This is a genomic window from Acinetobacter sp. YH12023 (assembly GCF_013420135.1).
Classification (GTDB): Bacteria; Pseudomonadota; Gammaproteobacteria; order Pseudomonadales; family Moraxellaceae; genus Acinetobacter; species Acinetobacter amyesii.
The window spans coordinates 41832-58813 of sequence record NZ_VOYU01000012.1; the positions used below are offsets into that span (position 1 = coordinate 41832).

Genomic DNA, 16982 nt, shown 5'->3' on the forward strand with positions numbered 1-16982 from the left:
CATCGGAAAAATATCTAATCTGGTGGGGTAAAGACTATGAAACAAATGACCAAAATGGCTTTAATCGGTGCAAGCGTATTGAGCATGGGTGCATTAACTGCCTGTCAATCGACAACCGCACCAAAAGATAACGATCATGGCCGTATGATGAAACAACATCATGGTGATCAAGATCGTCGTATGTCACCTGAGCAACGTGAACATTTTAAACAAATGCGTGCAGAGCAACGTCAAGTGTTTGCTGATATGCAAAAAGCTTGTAATGGCAAGGCTACAGGTTCAACAGTTCAAGTAAAAGCTGGCGATAAAAACATTGATGGTACATGTACCATGGTGTTCAAAGCAGACCGTCAAGACATGAAAAAAGCACGTGGTGAACACAAACCAATGCGCGGTGAACATCGTCCAATGCGTGGCGACATGCGTGGTCAGATGCAACGTGGTGAGCCACTGACTGATGCAAAACGTGCAGAACTGACTAAACAGTTTGATCAACGTTTAGCTGAACGCCAAGCGAAGCAACAAGCCATTATGAAAGCATGCCAAGGCAAGACTGATGGCAGTGCGGTTGCCATTAAAGTTGGCGAACAGCAAATCAATGGTAAATGTGAAGTTCGCTTCCAACCTAAAGCTCCTGTTGCCCCAACGCCAGCACCAGTGAAATAATCCAAACTTAGATCGCAATATCATTGCGTAAAAAAAGGCACTCCCATGAGTGCCTTTTTTATTGGACATATCTTTTTACGCTTTTTGACTATTTGTGTCATTCATTTTCAGCCAAAAGTGTTTACACTCAATGCACTTAGCATTTTCAAGGGATATTTCTTTGACTTTACAGTCACCAACAAATCGCCCTGAAATGCTTGTACCCAATAAGAAGATGTTGCACGATTAGAACCATTCCAATACGTGTCATTGAAGACACGTTCAAATGTTTATTTAGGATTACTAACGCTGGTAGAAACCAGTATTGAGGAAAACGATATGCCACAATACAAAGCGCCCTTACGTGATATGCAATTTGTTCTGCATGAACTTTTAAAAGCAGAAGATCACTATGCACAACTGCCTGCATTTTCAGACACCGTAAGTCGTGAGTTGGTTGACCAATATCTAGAAGCTGCTGCTGACTTCTGTGAAAATGAACTTTCTCCTCTTAACCAAGTCGGCGACCGTGAAGGTTGTACTTGGAATGATGGCGTTGTAACAACACCAACTGGTTTTAAAGAAGCGTATCAAAAATATATCGAACTCGGTTTCCCATCTTTATCTGCTGAAGAACAATACGGCGGTCAAGGCTTACCGGTTTCTTTAGGCAACATCATTTCAGAAATGGTGGGTACGTCGAACTGGGCATGGGGTATGTACCCTGGTCTATCTCATGGTGCTGTCCGTACATTAGAACATCACGGTTCTCAAGAGCAAAAAGACACTTACCTTCCTAAACTTGTTTCAGGTGAATGGACTGGTACGATGTGCTTAACAGAATCTCATGCAGGTTCTGACTTAGGTATTATCCGCTCTAAAGCTGAACCACAAGCGGATGGCAGCTATGCAATTTCTGGCGAGAAAATCTTTATCTCTGCTGGTGAACACGACATGGCTGAAAATATCATCCATATCGTCCTTGCTCGTCTTCCAGGTGCACCAAAAGGCACGAAAGGTATTTCATTATTCATCGTACCTAAATTCAATGTAAATGCTGATGGCTCAATTGGTGAGCGCAATGCGGTACGTTGTGGTTCGATTGAACACAAAATGGGTATCCATGGTAACGCGACTTGTGTCATCAACTTTGATAACGCAAAAGGCTTCTTGATTGGCCCTGAAAACCGCGGTCTAAACTGCATGTTCACATTCATGAACACTGCACGTATCGGTACTGCTGTACAAGGTCTTTCAGCTTCTGAAGGTGCTTTCCAAGGTGCGCTTGCTTATGCAAAAGACCGTTTGGCAATGCGTTCACTTTCAGGCCCTAAAGCACCTGAAAAAGAAGCAGATCCAATTATCGTGCACCCTGCAGTGCGCAACATGCTGCTTACGCAAAAATCATTTGCTGAAGCTGGTCGTGCTCTAGTTTACTTATTGTCTTTCCATGCCGATATCGTGGAACAAGGTGCAACTGAAGAAGAACGTAAGTTCTCTGACAATATCTTGTCATTATTAACTCCAATTGCTAAAGCATTCTTGACTGAAACAGGTTCTGAATCTGCAAAACACGGTGTTCAAGTATTTGGTGGCCACGGCTTCATTTCTGAACATGGTATGGAACAAATTGTACGTGATACACGTATTTCATGCTTGTACGAAGGTACGACTGAAATTCAAGCAATTGACTTGTTAGGCCGTAAAGTATTGGGTACTCAAGGTGCAATGTTGAAAGACTTCACCAAGATCATCCATAAATTTGTTGAAGCTAACAAAGACAACGCTGCCATGAAAGAATTTGTTGAGCCGCTTGCTGCGCTAAACAAAGAATGGGGCGACTTAACCATGCAGATTGGTATGAAAGCAATGCAAAACCCTGAAGAAGTGGGTGCTGCTGCAGTCGATTACCTCTACTTCTCTGGTTATGTAACGCTTGCTTATTTATGGGCTCGCATGGCGCTAGTTGCACAAGAAACTTTAGCTGCAGGAACAACAGATGTTGATTTCTACAATGCGAAAGTAACGACTGCTCGCTTCTACTTCAAGAAAATCTTACCGCGCGTTCGCTCTCATGTAGAAGTGATCGCAGGTGGCCTAGATCCTCTTATGGCATTGGATGCAGAACACTTTGCATTCTAATGTGAATATCTAAAACATATTCAAAAAATTGTACTCTTGAGTGCAGAAATAGAGAAAGGACGGTCATAGCATTGGCAGTCCTTTTTCTTTATAAATAGTCCCATAATTTTACTTTGGTCAATTTTCTCCACGCTTTGTGTCGATATAAATTGCCCCAAGTCCATAGATTCAAACAATAAACAGGTGAACGAACATGCCAATTTATAATGCGCCGCTTGCAGATATGAAATTCATCTTAAATGATGTTTTTAAAGCAGAACAATTCTGGCAAAACAACGAAAATCTTGCTCACGTTGATGCTGCAACTGCAGAAGCCATTCTTGAAGAAATGGCAAAATTTGCGCAAAACGTCACTCATCCTTTAAACCGCACAGGTGATGAAGAAGGCGCAACCTATAGCAATGGCAATGTCACGACTCCTGCTGGTTTCAAAGAAGCATTTAAACAATATGCAGAAGGCGGCTGGATTGGTCTAGGCGCAGATGAAGAATGGGGCGGTCAAGGCATGCCAAAAATGCTGACTGTTCTGTCTGACGAAATGCTGTTTGCAACCAACCCATCATTCATGCTCTACCCGCTTCTTTCTGTAGGTGCAGGCATGGCATTAAACAGCTATGCATCACAAGAGCAAAAAGAAACTTATTTGCCAAAAATGTATACAGGCGAATGGTCAGGCACGATGTGCTTAACTGAACCGCATGCAGGTACAGATTTAGGTATTATCAAAACTAAAGCTGAACGTAATGAAGACGGTACTTATAACATTACTGGTACGAAAATCTTCATCACTGGCGGTGACCACGACCTTTCTGAAAATATCATCCACTTAGTTTTAGCGAAAACGCCTGATGCGCCTGCGGGATCACGCGGAATTTCACTATTCATCGTACCTAAATTCTTGGTGAATGCAGATGGTTCATTGGGTGAGCGTAATGCTGTAGGCCCTGGTTCTATTGAACATAAAATGGGGATCAAAGCGTCTGCAACATGTGTGATGAACTTTGATGGCGCGAAAGGCTACCTGGTTGGTAAAGAAAATGAAGGCCTTGCAGCGATGTTCGTCATGATGAACTACGAACGTCTGTCTATGGGTATTCAAGGCCTAGGTGCTTCTGAATTTGCTTATCAAAATGCAGCGCAATATGCGACTGATCGTTTACAAGGCCGTAGCGCTTCTGGCGTTCAATCGCCTGCAAAACCTGCAGACAGCATCTTAGTTCATGGTGATGTACGTCGTATGTTGCTGAACGCACGTGCCAACAATGAAGCGTCTCGTGCATTTGCGGTTTATGTTGGTCAACAACTGGACATTACCAAGTTCTCTACTGACCCAGAAGCAGTCAAAGCAGCCAATAACCGTGTTGCGCTGTTAACACCTATTGCGAAAGCGTATTTAACAGATACAGCTTTCCAAGCAACACTCGATGCGCAAATGGTCTTCGGTGGTCATGGCTTTATTCGTGAATGGGGTATGGAACAATGTATTCGTGACCTTCGTATTGCACAGATTTACGAAGGGACCAACGGTGTTCAATCGCAAGACTTAATTGGTCGTAAAACCATTAAGTGCAATGGTGAATTCATTGCTGAATATATCCAAGAAATCCGCGATTTTGCCAATAACTTAGATGCCAGCTTGAACTACATCAAAGATGCAACATTAGATGCAGCAGCTGAAGTTGAAGCGGTGACTCAATATGTACTTGAAGCTGCTCGTGAAAATATTGAGTTCCCGAACTCAGCAGCAGTTGATTACCTACATGCTGTAGGCCTACTCAGCTTTGCCTATATGTTTGCCCGCATTGCAGATGCAGCAAAAGACAAAGATGGCGAGTTCTACCAAAACAAACTTGCACTGACTCTTTACTTCACGCAGCGTATTTTACCTGAATTGGCTTTACGCATTGCTAAAGTAAAAGCAGGTTCTGAAGTGATCATGAACTTCTCTGAAGATTACTTTACCAACCAAGCTTAATTAGCCGTACAAAATCAAAAATGCCCGATTTATCGGGCATTTTTTTTATTTTACTGCTCTTATTGCATAAACACTGAGTGCAACTTTTTCAAAAAATCATAAGCATACTTACTTATTCACAATCTCCTAATTCCATTCGATATGTAAAACAAGAATGGAGCTGATCGTCTAGCATTGGAAATGTAGCCCAATGCGTTTTATCTTTATCTTGTTTAAATCCTGCCTTCATTAAGACATTTTGTGATGCTAGATGTTCCTCAGCACAAAACGATGAAACAACCTTCGTGACATGATTCTGCTTTAAATACTTAATTACCCCAATTAAGGCCTCAGTCATATAACCACAACCATGAAAATTCACCCCTAACCCAAAATGTATTTCTCCATGGTTTTCTTGATTGAAGAAATACAGTAAGCCCATCGCTAACTGCGTATTCTTATCACTAATCACCCATGCAAAATCAGTATTATCTGTCGACCAACAATGATCTGCCCACTTTTCTAAAACACTCTTGGTCTGTTGAATCGTTAAATGTGGTAACCGCTGAAGATAACGAGTTGCTTCTATATTCGAAAAATATGTATCAAATAATGAAATTTCATCTCCTAACTGATACTTTCTCAGGCATAAACGTTCAGTTTCAATCCTATTGGGCATGATTCTTTAGCCTGTTATTTCATGGGATAAAATTTTTTGATCGACTCAACCATTTCAGCATTCGACATTTCCAAAGCTTTTGCCACATTCATTGCATCTACAACGCTGCGATTTTGACTGACTTTAAACTTACCCAAAATTGAGTCTATTTCGATTTCAATCGCTATAATTTTTTCCAGTTGTTCCGCGATAAAATCATGAGGCGCATCGCCCATTTTCCATGGCACGGGTTGGCTAGCTTCATGTTGCCGAGTCAACCGAGCCAGAAGCCCTCGTAAATATTTTTCATCTGCAATTTTACGTATCTTGCCTTTGACATGTACCACGCGGTAATTCCATGTCGGTACAACGCGATGATGCTCCTGTTTTCCTTCATACCAGCTTGGCGAAATATATGCATCATCGGCATGAAAAATCACATAGGCTTGCGCTGACTGATTTAGCAATTCAAACATTGGATTGGCCTTGGCAATATGACCGCGCAATATGCCCAATTCGCCTGACTCAGCGTCATATTCTAGTGGTAAATGATTCACTTCCAACTCACCATTGGGTGCAGTCAGTATTACTGTCGCCAAAGCATACTTACGCATAAGATCAATCAGATCAGGGAGTTCATCATGTTTAAAATGCGTTGGTTGATACATCGTCGCTTCATTCTTATAGGACAAAATTTAGGCTCAAACTTAACATTAAAACCTTTATTAAACCTAAAAAATATTTTTGTCATATGCGCTTCATGTGCATGAAATTTGCTTGGTATTTAATGGGCATTCAAGTGATATACACAGGAGGAATATATATGACACACCGTGATCCCAAAGTAGAAAAAATCGAAGCCCTCCTCGACCGACTTGGCAATATTGCTGTAGAAGGTTTTCATTATCTTGCGCTGTTTGTCATCGGCTGTATGATTTTATGGTCTGCGGGTCATACTATTTTTGAAATTATTACGGTTAAACAATTCGCCACGATTGACGATATTTTATTATTGTTTATTTACCTTGAACTCGGTGCCATGGTCGGTATTTATTTTAAAACTAACCACATGCCGGTACGCTTCCTGATTTATATTGCTATTACTGCCCTGACCCGTTTACTGATTTCGGACATTCAACATGACCATAAAGCAGATATGGGCTTGGTCATTACTACAGGTTCGATCCTCATTCTTGCTGTGGCCATTTTGATTGTGCGCTATGCCTCTTGGACTTACCCATCGGTGATCCGCGATAAGCATTCCGAGAAGCCATTACCTGAAGGAAAAACCCCACGTCCGCAAGATGATGAATTGGCTTAAACACTAATTCGTTCCCTCTCCTTTTAGGAGACGAGTAGCACTGCTACGCAAGGGAGAGGTTATAAACCTTATCTATTTGGCACCAATACATAGCGACCATTTTCAAAGATCCAGTACATGCCACTTGGGGGTGCAGGTAAACCTAAACGCTGCCAATCACTAATAAAGGTATAGGTCGAACTCGAAATACTAGCGCTGGCAGGATCACCATTCACCCAGCTATAACTTTGTGAATTTTGGATAATCGTAGTCGGTGCTTGATATTGAATACTTATGCCATTTTGCACCTGTGGTGGATATGGACGGTTTGGATAATTGGGATATTGAGGGCGATGAGGATAGTTCGGGTAATGCTGCGGGTAATTGGGAGCATGCTGTGGATAGCTTTGACCATGTTGGGGATAACCAGGCCGATTCATAGTAGGTGGACGCTTAGTGGTATCCACACCTTGATAGTTTGACCATTTGTTTTCCGCAAAAGTACTGGCTGAAGTCATTATCAGCATCACACCTGCCATTGCATAGAATAATGTTGCTTTCACTCAAGCTCTCCTTCACGGTATATAGATTAAGTATAAAACCCATTTTAGGAGAAAAAATGAATAAAAATCCATCAAATGCAAGAATTTGTTAATTTTCCGACCAAGCTGATCGCACCTCCAAGCTAGCCTGTTTTTCATTGGATTATGCTAAGATTGATTTTATTTCGTAGTGGATCAAATGCTGTGTCTGAATTAAGTTTTGACCGACTTCATCAATTTTTTTCGAAAGTACCAAGTATCCAAGAAGCCTTAATCGACTCCTACGGCACCGATGGCAAAAATGCGTGGTGGTTCAAATTTCAAATTAATGTAGATCACCCTTTAGCATGGCAAACTGTTCAAGAATTGGGCCATGTATTGAACTATATTTCTAAAAATGAACGCTTACCGACTCAATTTTTACCGGTTTCTCCGCCACCATATATGAATGGCGAAGCAAAACAATTCCTGTCTTGGGTGATTCAATGTAACCACGCCGATTTTCCACCAGATGTCATCTGTGACTGGTTAGAAGCTCGTTTACCTCAACCAGTAGATGATGCCGATAAATGGAAAATCAAAACCGATATTAAAGAATTGGATCAAATGACGGATAAAGATTTAGATCAAATCGTTCCGCCGAATCCTGTACCGAAGAATTAAAACTGATTAAATCCCTCCTAACCTCCCTTTAAATAAGGGAGGAAAGTCCCTCTTTTTAAAAGAGGGATTTGGGAGATTAAGACAATTCTAAAAAGTAGATATTCCGCTCCATTCCATAAAGCGATACAACACATATTTCAAGGTCGATTCATCCGCATATTTACTATAATCGACACTCATTTGTTTACCATCCAGATTTGACCAAGCGGTATTAAAGTACTGTGATGCATCTTTAAAAACTTGAGCATCTTTCACACCAATCACGCGTAAATCCGTTTCTAAATTATAATTTTTCAAGTTACGCGCCGTGAAATTGGCAGAACCTAAAATCATATCGGCTTGATAAGCAGTACGTTTTAAAATCATCTTGCTATGGCACTGCTCACCTTGGGTATTACACCAACGTACATCAATACCCGCCTCATGTAATTCGGATGCTACAGGTCGATTTGGAATACCATTTTTGGTACGTCCAAAAGCATCCTTATTCGGATCGAGTAATACACGAACTTTCACGCCACGTTCATGCGCAGCAATGAGTGCCTTGATAATTTTACGTTCTGACAAGTAGAACATAGCAATATCAATTTCAGTTCCAGCTTTCTTCGCACTATCAATTAAGTCGAGTGTGGCATCATAAATGGCTTTTTCAGTCAGCACTTGAACCTGTGGCTGAGTTTTCGCGGCTTCAACATCTTTAATCACTACAAATGGAATATTAGCTTTAGACATCATGCCTACGGCTTGCTCGGTCTTTAGCAGATCAATCGCGGTCATGCCTTTGACTGTTAAGGCCACATTAGAATGTCGTGAGCTACCATCATGTGGATTCATAGAGGTGACCAAACCTTTCCAACCGTCAACAGTATCTACGACCAAGGTTTTACGATGATTGGCTTTAAAGTTGAAAAGATCCATATAACTACGAATCGTCACTTTTTCCGTACCTAATGGATTCGGTAACCAGCCTTGTTCAGGATTATTGCCAATATCTTGACAGCAGATATACCAAAAGCCTGACCATGCAGGATTGGAAGCACGAAGCGGTACCAAATTGGTTTCCATCAACTCAATGCCCCCTTGTCGTAATTGACGATAATGTTCCGGTTGAATGCCGCCATAAACGGAGTTCACTGGATCGGTAATGACAAAAATTTCAACTTGTGGTGATAATCGGCGCTTCAAAATCAGCGCATCGGTTAATTCTTGCGTCAGCTGCTCATGTTCAAGTTGAGAGTCGCCAACTTGAGGATTAAAGAGAAACATATCCAACACAATGGTCGACTGCGCTTCTTCGATCATTTTCAGCATTTCTTTAAAAATTCGATGTTCCTGTTGCTGCTTTCCTTGCGCATCGATATAGGTTTCATCCACTAAAAAGTTCACTTCAGCATGGCGAAGTTTTCCCGTGTAGTTCAACCCTTCTGGGAGTGGCTTTAGCGTGTGATAGGTTGCCGAGGCCAAATAACCTAAAACCAATAAACCAATGACCACACCCACATAGCGACGACGTGACCAATTGAGCTTGTGATGTATTCGTTGAATGATGCGCATAAGAAAAAACCTAGTCTAATGCGCTCAGACTAGGTTTTATTCATTGATTTTTCAAGAGGATTTCTGTGACTTTACCTAGACTTACTTAGAAAAGTCTGTGCACATTCAATTAGAAACCAAATTCAAGACCAACTATAAAATTACGACCGACTTGTGGAATATTGGCAAGGAATGACGTGTGAGAATAAACATCTTCATCCAATAAATTATTGGCTTTGAAATAGACTCGATAATCATTTTGATCTTTCAATTGACCACTATAGGCCACACCCAAATTCACCATATTGTAGCCATCTGTTTCACGCTCAAATGCAGTAATTTTGTCTTGTTTGAATACATGTGAATATTCTGCAAGACCTGACCAACCATCGGCAAAGTCAACATCGACCTTGGTTCCTAAGCGCCCTGCAGGCACACGTGGCGCATTTTCACCATCAATTTTGCCACGCACATAATCACCAAATACACTCAGTTTATACATGTCATTCACTGCATAACCCGCTTGCGCTTCAGCACCATAGAACTTGGCTTTGTCTTGGGTGTAATCAACTAAGCGGAAGTTTTCAAAATTATCTTTGGTTGCAGCATAAATGTAGTTGTCATACCAGTTGTGGTAAACATGAACGTGATAATCCAACTGATCTTTTTCGTAATGGAAACCCAGTTCTAGATTATTGGATTTTTCCACATCCAGATTTTCATTTCCGCGTTCATAGGTATTGGTCGCAAAGTGCTTACCGTTGGCATAAAGCTCTTGTGCCAATGGTAAGCGTTCTTGATGAGAACCCACCAAGGATAATTTATAATTGGGTGCAAACGCCCAGTTCACAGCACCTGAGTAGGAAATACCATAATCGTCATAATTTTTTTGTGCAGAATCGATCTGAATTTTCTGCTGATCGACACGGGCGCCCAGCTCGACATGAAAATCACCAAATTGTTTATGCTCTAAACCAAATACACTCCATTTTTGCGTTTTGTTCGGGCTCATCAATGATTCTTCACCACTGATATTGAGCTTTTGTTGATTGTACTGGGTACCGATTACCCCTTCCCATTCAGCAATTGGGTTATGGACCAATTCTAAACGGCCATCATAACCTTTACTTTTAAAAGTGGTTGCTGCGGTGTTACCTTCAATTTCATCATGTTTATAGTCCGTATAACTCGCATGCGCACGTAGTTTTTGGAATCCTGCAAACGGCTCAGCCAATTCAGTACGGAAATCATAGCGTTCTGACTTTAAGTCGACCCATGGGCCTGCGGCATCATGATCGTGATCATGTTCGTCATGCGCTGAATGATCATGTTCATCGGTATGCCCATGGTTATCATGACCATCACAGTGTAGATGGTCATCATGTGGATGACAGCTTTCATATTCATGACTATGCCCCGGCAAGCCATATTGGTCTTGACGATTCGTATAAGACAGACCCGCAAAACCTCGATCATGAATCCATGACGCACCTACACTGACATTTTGCCCTTCTGCAAAGGTGTTGCCGACACGGCGTTCTTTTTCTAATTCGCCATCATGATCATGAAAATAATTGGGTGCAATATAGTCATTGGCTTTACGTTTCGAGCCTTCTACACGGATGGCAAATTGCTCACCTAAAGCAGCCGTCACACCGGCACTCGCCAATTTTTCATCACTGCCTGAGTTATAACGAACCCCAACTTGCCCTTCATAACCTTTATCAGGAATAGAGGTAGGAATCTTTTGATCCGTCACATTAACCAAACCGCCAACTGTGCCTGCCGCGTATAACAGCGTTGATGGCCCACGGATCACTTCAATTTGTTTTGCCAAAATCGGATCTACCGTAACCGCATGGTCAGGAGATAAGGTCGAAACATCAGCAGTCTCTGAGGCGTGTTCTAAAACTTTGACACGAGGGCCATCTTGACCACGCAGCACAGGACGACTTGAACCTGCACCAAACTGATTTGAATATACACCCGGCTGTCCGGCTAACGCATCACCAATTGTGACGCCACCTTGTGCAAGGGCTTTATGTTGAATGACATTATCGGCAACAGCAAAATCTGCCGCACTTTGGTTTAAAGGATGGACCTGAACATTAATCGCTTCGAGCTTTTGTACCTGTTGTTCTGGGTCATCGGCATAAAGGTTGGGTGCAATCACTGCAAAAATCGAAACAGTTATTAAATTCTTATGAAAAGACATTTGGAGAGACTCAAATCAGGCTATTTTTGAACAATGTTATAATATAACATTTCATTTATTTTGCAATAAAAAACATTCTAATCTGCCCAAATCATATACACTCACCGATACTACATTGTATTTATTCATATATTTATTTTAGTTCAATGCCTTTTACCATATCCCATGCTGTACTCGCACCACCTATTTCCAAGTTAAGCGGAAACCGCCTGCCTATTGCAGCACTCGCAATTGGTAGCATGGTGCCAGATTTATTCCGTTTATTTACTAATGCTGACTATGCAGGTTCACATCAATGGTCGGGGTTAATTTTTCCAAACTTAATCCTTGGTTTGCTGTTTTGTGTGCTGTGGTATGTGCTCTATCGCCCGATGTTATTTGCTTTTTTTGGTTTAAATAAGCCGCTGCATCTACAGAGTCTTAATCAATTCTGTGGGTTTATCCTAAGTCTCATCCTCGCACTCATCATTGGAACTTCGACGCATATTGTTTGGGATGGCTTGACCCATGTTGACTTTCGTACCTTTGCTTTTAAAGATCTCTTAAGTCTGCCGATTCCATTTTTTGGTCATTCATATCCCCTACATCGTGTGTTGCAAATTGGATTATCTGGCTTGGCACTCCCCATTTTGGCATGGATGATTTATCGTCATCATCTTCACTATCGAAGTACTGCAAACGTCCCCACATCCATCAAAGTCTATGTATATGGTTTAGCGGCCCTGTCTTTAGCTGCGGGAATCGCAAGTTATTTTTATTTTGCTGACAGTATTTATTCAGATGCCTTTGTGCATGACCTCTATGCCTATGTCGGCAAAGCCATTAATTATTTTTTTCGTGCATTTTTGGCCACGTTTAGCCTCGGTAGTCTGATATTTCTGATCTTAAGCAAGAGCAGCAACATTTTTTCAACGTCATCGGCTAAAGCCCTTCATTGAGCGAAAATTTGCTGTAAATTTGGCTGTTTTAGCAATAAGTCCTTGTGACAAAACAGCCAAAAAGAGGCATAATCCCCTATTCGAATAAAAGCGGTACGCTGTTTACGTATTCGCTGACCTTAACCCATATAGTTGGATTTCTAACGCTATGATGCGAACTCATTACTGCGGCTCACTTACTGAAGCCCAAATCGACCAAACCGTTACATTATGCGGTTGGGTTCACCGTCGCCGTGACCACGGTGGTGTAATCTTCCTTGACATGCGCGACCGTGATGGCCTTGTTCAAGTAGTGATTGACCCTGATACTCCTGAAGCTTTCGCGACTGCTGATAAATCACGTTCAGAATTCGTATTAAAAATTACAGGCCGTGTACGTCGTCGTTACGAAGGTACTGAAAACGCGAATATCGTGAGTGGTCAAATCGAAGTTTTAGGCAAAGAAATTGAAGTTCTTGCTGCGTCTGAAACTCCGCCATTCCCATTGAATGACGACAACACAAATATTTCTGAAGAAGTACGTTTGAAATATCGTTTCTTGGATATCCGTCGTCCAGAAATGTTAGATCGTCTTCGTTTCCGTTCTAAATTAACAAACCTTATTCGTAACTACTTCGAAGAAAATGGTTTCTTAGACGTTGAAACACCTATTTTAACGCGTGCGACTCCTGAAGGTGCGCGTGACTATTTAGTACCAAGTCGTGTTTCTAACGGTAGCTTCTACGCACTTCCACAATCTCCACAATTGTTCAAACAGTTGTTAATGGTTGGCGGTATTGATCGTTACTACCAAATCGCGAAATGTTTCCGTGATGAAGACTTACGTGCTGACCGTCAACCTGAATTCACACAAATCGACGTTGAAACATCGTTCATGAGTGACGATGACATTATGGATTTAATGGAACGTTTAACGGTTAAGATGTTCAAAGAACTTCTAAACGTTCAGTTCGACAAGTTCCCACGTATGACATATGCAGATGCAATGCGTGACTATGCATCTGATAAACCTGACTTACGTATTCCTTTGAAACTTGTTGATGTTGCAGACATGATGCAAGACGTTGAGTTCAAAGTATTCGCAGGTCCTGCAAAAGATCCTAAAGGCCGTATTGTTGCGCTTCGCGTACCAGGTGCTGGCGCGCTTCCACGTAGCCAAATTGACGAATACACTAAATTCGTTGGCATTTATGGCGCGAAAGGCTTGGCTTACATCAAAGTCAACGAACTTGAAAAAGGTATTGAAGGTCTTCAATCTCCAATCGTTAAATTCATCGAGCCAATCGTGCTTGATCTATTGAAACGTGTTGGCGCTGAAAATGGCGATATCGTATTCTTCGGTGCAGATAAAGCGAAAATCGTAAACGATGCGATGGGTGCTTTACGTATCAAAGTCGGTCACGACATGAAACTTGCAACTTGCGAGTGGGCACCACTTTGGGTTGTTGACTTCCCAATGTTTGAAGAAACTGACGATGGCAAATGGACATCTGTTCACCACCCATTCACGCTTCCTAAATCAAGCGTTGAAGAAGTGAAGAACAATCCAGGTGCGGCATTGTCTGTTGCTTACGATATGGTATTGAACGGTACTGAAATCGGTGGTGGTTCACTTCGTATTTATAACCTAGAAATGCAAAAAGCGATCTTCGAAGCGCTTGGTATTTCTGAAGAAGAAGCAGAAGAGAAATTCAGCTTCTTGTTAAATGCGTTGAAATTCGGTGCGCCTCCTCACGGTGGTTTAGCATTCGGTCTTGACCGTTTAGTGATGTTGATGACTGGTGCATCTTCTATCCGTGACGTGATTGCATTCCCGAAAACTAAGACTGCTGAATGTCCACTGACTCAAGCGCCTGCGCCAGTTGAAGCGAACCAATTACGTGACTTAGGTATTCGCTTACGTGAAAAACCAAAAGCTGAAGAATCTAAATAATCTTACATTTTAAGATTTAGATTTTAAGTTTCAAAAAACCCTGCGCTATGCAGGGTTTTTTTATGTCAACCTACAAAAGGTGGTAGAAAACCTACAAAACATAAATTAAAGATTTGATTTACTTTGCTAATATCAAAACGCTTCAAGTACGTTATGATGTTTCACTACATCCTTTGAGCAATGGACAGCTCAATTTTCTACTTCCAATTATTTTGTTTTTAGATTCAGATCTTTTTGTACTTTTCACTGAATAAGTCCGGTCTCTTGGCAAAATTTATTTTATTCCATGCTGTAAATTTTGAGACCTTGTGATCCATGTACTTTATATTCAAAATCATCGCGCTATTGCCACTTTGGCTGTTACAAAACTTCGCCTTGATGATCGCGTTTATTCTTAATCTATTTAATTCATCGATCAAACGTATCACTAGCATCAACATTCAACTGGCCTACCCAGATTTGTCAGAGACTGTGCAGAGACAGCTCATCAATCAAAGTATCCGCAGCCAATGCCTGACCTATATTGAATTTATTAAATGTTGGGGTATGCCACCAAGTTATAGCCTGAACTTATTGAAAAACATTTATGGTGAAAATATCCTCACGGAAGCACTGGCAAATAAAAAAGGTGTGATCGTGGTGGTTCCTCATTTTGGCTGCTGGGAATTACTCAATGCATGGCTGAATCTGTATACAGAACCCATGATTATGTATAAACCAAATAAAAATAAAGGTATAAACCGATATCTTTTAGAAGCACGCGAAAAGTTTAACGCAACACTCGTTCCTACAGATGAAACAGGGATCCGTGCCATTTTTAAGCATTTGAAACAAGGTGGCCTAACAGTCATTTTACCAGACCATTTACCAAAGCCTTCAGGCGGCATTTATTCCAATTTTTTTGGGCAAAATACTTTATCAATTACACTGGTTTCAAAGCTTGCTGCAAAAATACAATGTAATGTCATTGGTTTAAGTTGTATTCGACAACCTAACCTACGGTATTTTGATGTGCATTGCCAAACCTTAGCAGACGAGATTTTATCTAAAGACTTACAATCCTCTGTCGACACGCTCAACATTGCCATGCAAGAGATCATTGACCAAGCACCAGAACAGTATATCTGGTCTTATAAACGCTTTCGGGTCTGCTTTGGCAATATCAATATGTACCGCAAATAAAGGTGATCTGAGAACATCTCAACCTGTAGATTTGTGTTCCACAGACTTGGATTAATCTTATTGAATTGAGATCGATTATCGACAGTGGCATAATAGCCTCAATTTCCACTTTAAGTGATTCTCCTATGGCTATGCGTCCTGAAGTCCGTCGTCGTGCAATCGTGTTGATTGTTTTTTCTGTCGTACAATGGTTGTTCATGCGCTACATTTTAGCCAATGAATTATTCAACTTAACCACCTATAACCGAATCGTTTTATTCTGTGTCAGCAGCCTTGCAGGTGCATTATTAATCTTTGTCGGTTTGATTTATATGGTGTTGAAAGGTAATGCGGAAAAGGACTCTTAAAACACTCTAAAGTCTCTTTTATAAAATTAAATAGTTTAGAAATTTTATAAACTGTTAACTAAAAATTTGACCTACTTTATATTTACATGAAATTTTATTTAGAAATAAAGTAGGATATAATTTTATAAAAACAGAATAAATTATTCTTATTCAATTATTTATACTTACTTAAGAATATTTTCATAATTTTCTTTTTATATTTATTTATATATCTTTTTTTCTTACGTATTGTTAATTGTATTTGCTGTCTTTCTTTTTGCAAGTGACTATCTTTATCTACATCTAATATAGGAGGATGTTCAAAAAGATAAGATGCATAAAAATTTACTTGAGGGTATTCAACAATTAAGTCTGCCCATTGATCAGAGAGGTTCGGTGATTCATGATATTTAACTAAAACTTCTGCCATTGCTCTATCTATAACATAAGCATATGCGGACGCCATATTTTCAATAAAAAAAGGATGAATCTTCAATATATTGCGCCCAAATATTTTTTGCTCAATAAATCTACCATAGACATTTTTAGAACAACTGAGCTGAATACCACCTAAACTAAGAAAAAATGTAGATTTTAAGCTCAATTTTTTTATATGTGAATAAAACTCATCAAAATCAATCTCACTTAATAGTGAAATTGCATCATCTTCAAATACAAATGCCAATTTAGCATCTGTATCTAAAAAGTCTTGATAAGCTTTTAAATGAGAAAGTGTACAACCTAATTCACCTGGCGTTAAAGGTCTAGTTTTTCCTAATACCCCCAAATGAAAATACTCATCAACTGTTAATTTTTTACCAGCAACGCCAATTTTATTAAATGAACTTGAATTTCTAAATATTCTTTGCTGAAAAAAGCCCACTAGTCGTTCACTATTTTCTTTCTCAATAGAAATCACATATTTTTTCATGAACTGTTTCAAAATAAATG

15 protein-coding genes are annotated in these 16982 nt (G+C 40.4%); 9 read left to right on the forward strand and 6 right to left on the reverse strand.

Annotation, left to right across the window (positions count from 1 at the left end; translation table 11 throughout):
• Positions 1 to 36: 36 nt before the first annotated feature.
• The 3 genes from FTT92_RS13200 to FTT92_RS13210 all read left to right on the forward strand — a co-directional run bounded on the left by FTT92_RS13200 (position 37) and on the right by FTT92_RS13210 (position 4762).
• A complete protein-coding gene (locus FTT92_RS13200; RefSeq protein ID WP_180172335.1) occupies positions 37 to 666 on the forward strand; it encodes a hypothetical protein in 630 nt (209 codons plus the stop codon).
• A 318-nt stretch (positions 667 to 984) separates the two neighbouring features.
• Positions 985 to 2787, forward strand: coding sequence for an acyl-CoA dehydrogenase C-terminal domain-containing protein (locus tag FTT92_RS13205; RefSeq protein WP_078194152.1), 1803 nt, complete (start codon positions 985 to 987; stop codon positions 2785 to 2787).
• Positions 2788 to 2980: 193 nt separating this feature from the next.
• Positions 2981 to 4762: an acyl-CoA dehydrogenase C-terminal domain-containing protein gene (locus FTT92_RS13210; RefSeq protein WP_078194153.1), complete on the forward strand. Its 1782-nt coding sequence runs from the start codon at positions 2981 to 2983 to the stop codon at positions 4760 to 4762.
• 112 nt (positions 4763 to 4874) lie between these two features.
• Here FTT92_RS13210 and FTT92_RS13215 read toward each other — a convergent pair whose 3' ends face one another.
• Together FTT92_RS13215 and FTT92_RS13220 are read right to left on the reverse strand one after the other, a co-directional pair.
• Entirely contained in the window at positions 4875 to 5420 is a 546-nt protein-coding gene (locus FTT92_RS13215) for a GNAT family N-acetyltransferase (protein ID WP_180172336.1), read from the reverse strand.
• A 14-nt stretch (positions 5421 to 5434) separates the two neighbouring features.
• The gene (locus tag FTT92_RS13220) at positions 5435 to 6067 is read right to left on the reverse strand and encodes an FMN-binding negative transcriptional regulator (RefSeq protein ID WP_180172337.1); all 633 of its coding nucleotides are present in this window, start codon (positions 6065 to 6067) and stop codon (positions 5435 to 5437) included.
• Positions 6068 to 6222: 155 nt separating this feature from the next.
• On the opposite strand from FTT92_RS13220, the gene FTT92_RS13225 reads away from it, so the two are divergent.
• Complete coding sequence (locus tag FTT92_RS13225) at positions 6223 to 6720, forward strand: phosphate-starvation-inducible protein PsiE (protein WP_078194156.1); 498 nt, start codon at positions 6223 to 6225, stop codon at positions 6718 to 6720.
• Positions 6721 to 6788: 68 nt separating this feature from the next.
• On the opposite strand, the gene FTT92_RS13230 is transcribed toward FTT92_RS13225, so the two are convergent.
• Entirely contained in the window at positions 6789 to 7262 is a 474-nt protein-coding gene (locus tag FTT92_RS13230) for an RcnB family protein (RefSeq protein ID WP_373684120.1), read from the reverse strand.
• A gap of 183 nt (positions 7263 to 7445) precedes the next feature.
• Between FTT92_RS13230 and FTT92_RS13235 the strand changes: the two genes are divergently transcribed.
• Complete coding sequence (locus FTT92_RS13235; protein ID WP_180172338.1) at positions 7446 to 7904, forward strand: hypothetical protein; 459 nt, start codon at positions 7446 to 7448, stop codon at positions 7902 to 7904.
• 87 nt (positions 7905 to 7991) lie between these two features.
• Here the strand turns inward: FTT92_RS13235 and FTT92_RS13240 are convergent, their stop codons facing one another.
• Together FTT92_RS13240 and znuD are read right to left on the reverse strand one after the other, a co-directional pair.
• A complete protein-coding gene (locus tag FTT92_RS13240) occupies positions 7992 to 9458 on the reverse strand; it encodes a phospholipase D family protein (protein ID WP_180172339.1) in 1467 nt (488 codons plus the stop codon).
• A gap of 109 nt (positions 9459 to 9567) precedes the next feature.
• Positions 9568 to 11652 carry a zinc piracy TonB-dependent receptor ZnuD gene (znuD, locus tag FTT92_RS13245; RefSeq protein ID WP_180172340.1) on the reverse strand — a complete coding sequence of 695 codons (2085 nt, stop codon included), beginning with the start codon at positions 11650 to 11652 and terminating at the stop codon, positions 9568 to 9570.
• 146 nt (positions 11653 to 11798) lie between these two features.
• Between znuD and FTT92_RS13250 the strand changes: the two genes are divergently transcribed.
• From FTT92_RS13250 to FTT92_RS13265, 4 genes are all read left to right on the forward strand, one after another.
• Positions 11799 to 12590 (forward strand): DUF4184 family protein, encoded by a 792-nt coding sequence (locus FTT92_RS13250; protein ID WP_180172341.1) that lies wholly within the window; start codon positions 11799 to 11801, stop codon positions 12588 to 12590.
• A gap of 148 nt (positions 12591 to 12738) precedes the next feature.
• A complete protein-coding gene (gene aspS / locus FTT92_RS13255) occupies positions 12739 to 14523 on the forward strand; it encodes an aspartate--tRNA ligase (RefSeq protein ID WP_180172342.1) in 1785 nt (594 codons plus the stop codon).
• A gap of 315 nt (positions 14524 to 14838) precedes the next feature.
• Complete coding sequence (locus FTT92_RS13260; protein ID WP_180172343.1) at positions 14839 to 15705, forward strand: lysophospholipid acyltransferase family protein; 867 nt, start codon at positions 14839 to 14841, stop codon at positions 15703 to 15705.
• A gap of 125 nt (positions 15706 to 15830) precedes the next feature.
• On the forward strand, positions 15831 to 16052 hold the full coding sequence (locus tag FTT92_RS13265; protein WP_180022426.1) for a hypothetical protein: 222 nt from the start codon (positions 15831 to 15833) through the stop codon (positions 16050 to 16052).
• Between the two features lie 154 nt (positions 16053 to 16206).
• Here the strand turns inward: FTT92_RS13265 and FTT92_RS13270 are convergent, their stop codons facing one another.
• A complete protein-coding gene (locus FTT92_RS13270; RefSeq protein ID WP_180024549.1) occupies positions 16207 to 16962 on the reverse strand; it encodes a glycosyltransferase family 25 protein in 756 nt (251 codons plus the stop codon).
• Between the last annotated feature and the right edge of the window lie 20 nt (positions 16963 to 16982).

Excerpts from the sequence above, each read along its gene's own strand:
- FTT92_RS13200 (WP_180172335.1), top strand. The coding sequence starts at position 37 with ATGAAACAAATGACCAAAATGGCTTTAATCGGTGCAAGCGTATTGAGC.
- FTT92_RS13205 (WP_078194152.1), top strand. The coding sequence starts at position 985 with ATGCCACAATACAAAGCGCCCTTACGTGATATGCAATTTGTTCTGCAT.
- FTT92_RS13210 (WP_078194153.1), top strand. The coding sequence starts at position 2,981 with ATGCCAATTTATAATGCGCCGCTTGCAGATATGAAATTCATCTTAAAT.
- FTT92_RS13215 (WP_180172336.1), bottom strand. The coding sequence starts at position 5,420 with ATGCCCAATAGGATTGAAACTGAACGTTTATGCCTGAGAAAGTATCAG.
- FTT92_RS13220 (WP_180172337.1), bottom strand. The coding sequence starts at position 6,067 with ATGTATCAACCAACGCATTTTAAACATGATGAACTCCCTGATCTGATT.
- FTT92_RS13225 (WP_078194156.1), top strand. The coding sequence starts at position 6,223 with ATGACACACCGTGATCCCAAAGTAGAAAAAATCGAAGCCCTCCTCGAC.
- FTT92_RS13240 (WP_180172339.1), bottom strand. The coding sequence starts at position 9,458 with ATGCGCATCATTCAACGAATACATCACAAGCTCAATTGGTCACGTCGT.
- znuD (WP_180172340.1), bottom strand. The coding sequence starts at position 11,652 with ATGTCTTTTCATAAGAATTTAATAACTGTTTCGATTTTTGCAGTGATT.
- FTT92_RS13250 (WP_180172341.1), top strand. The coding sequence starts at position 11,799 with ATGCCTTTTACCATATCCCATGCTGTACTCGCACCACCTATTTCCAAG.
- aspS (WP_180172342.1), top strand. The coding sequence starts at position 12,739 with ATGATGCGAACTCATTACTGCGGCTCACTTACTGAAGCCCAAATCGAC.
- FTT92_RS13260 (WP_180172343.1), top strand. The coding sequence starts at position 14,839 with ATGTACTTTATATTCAAAATCATCGCGCTATTGCCACTTTGGCTGTTA.
- FTT92_RS13265 (WP_180022426.1), top strand. The coding sequence starts at position 15,831 with ATGGCTATGCGTCCTGAAGTCCGTCGTCGTGCAATCGTGTTGATTGTT.
- FTT92_RS13270 (WP_180024549.1), bottom strand. The coding sequence starts at position 16,962 with ATGAAAAAATATGTGATTTCTATTGAGAAAGAAAATAGTGAACGACTA.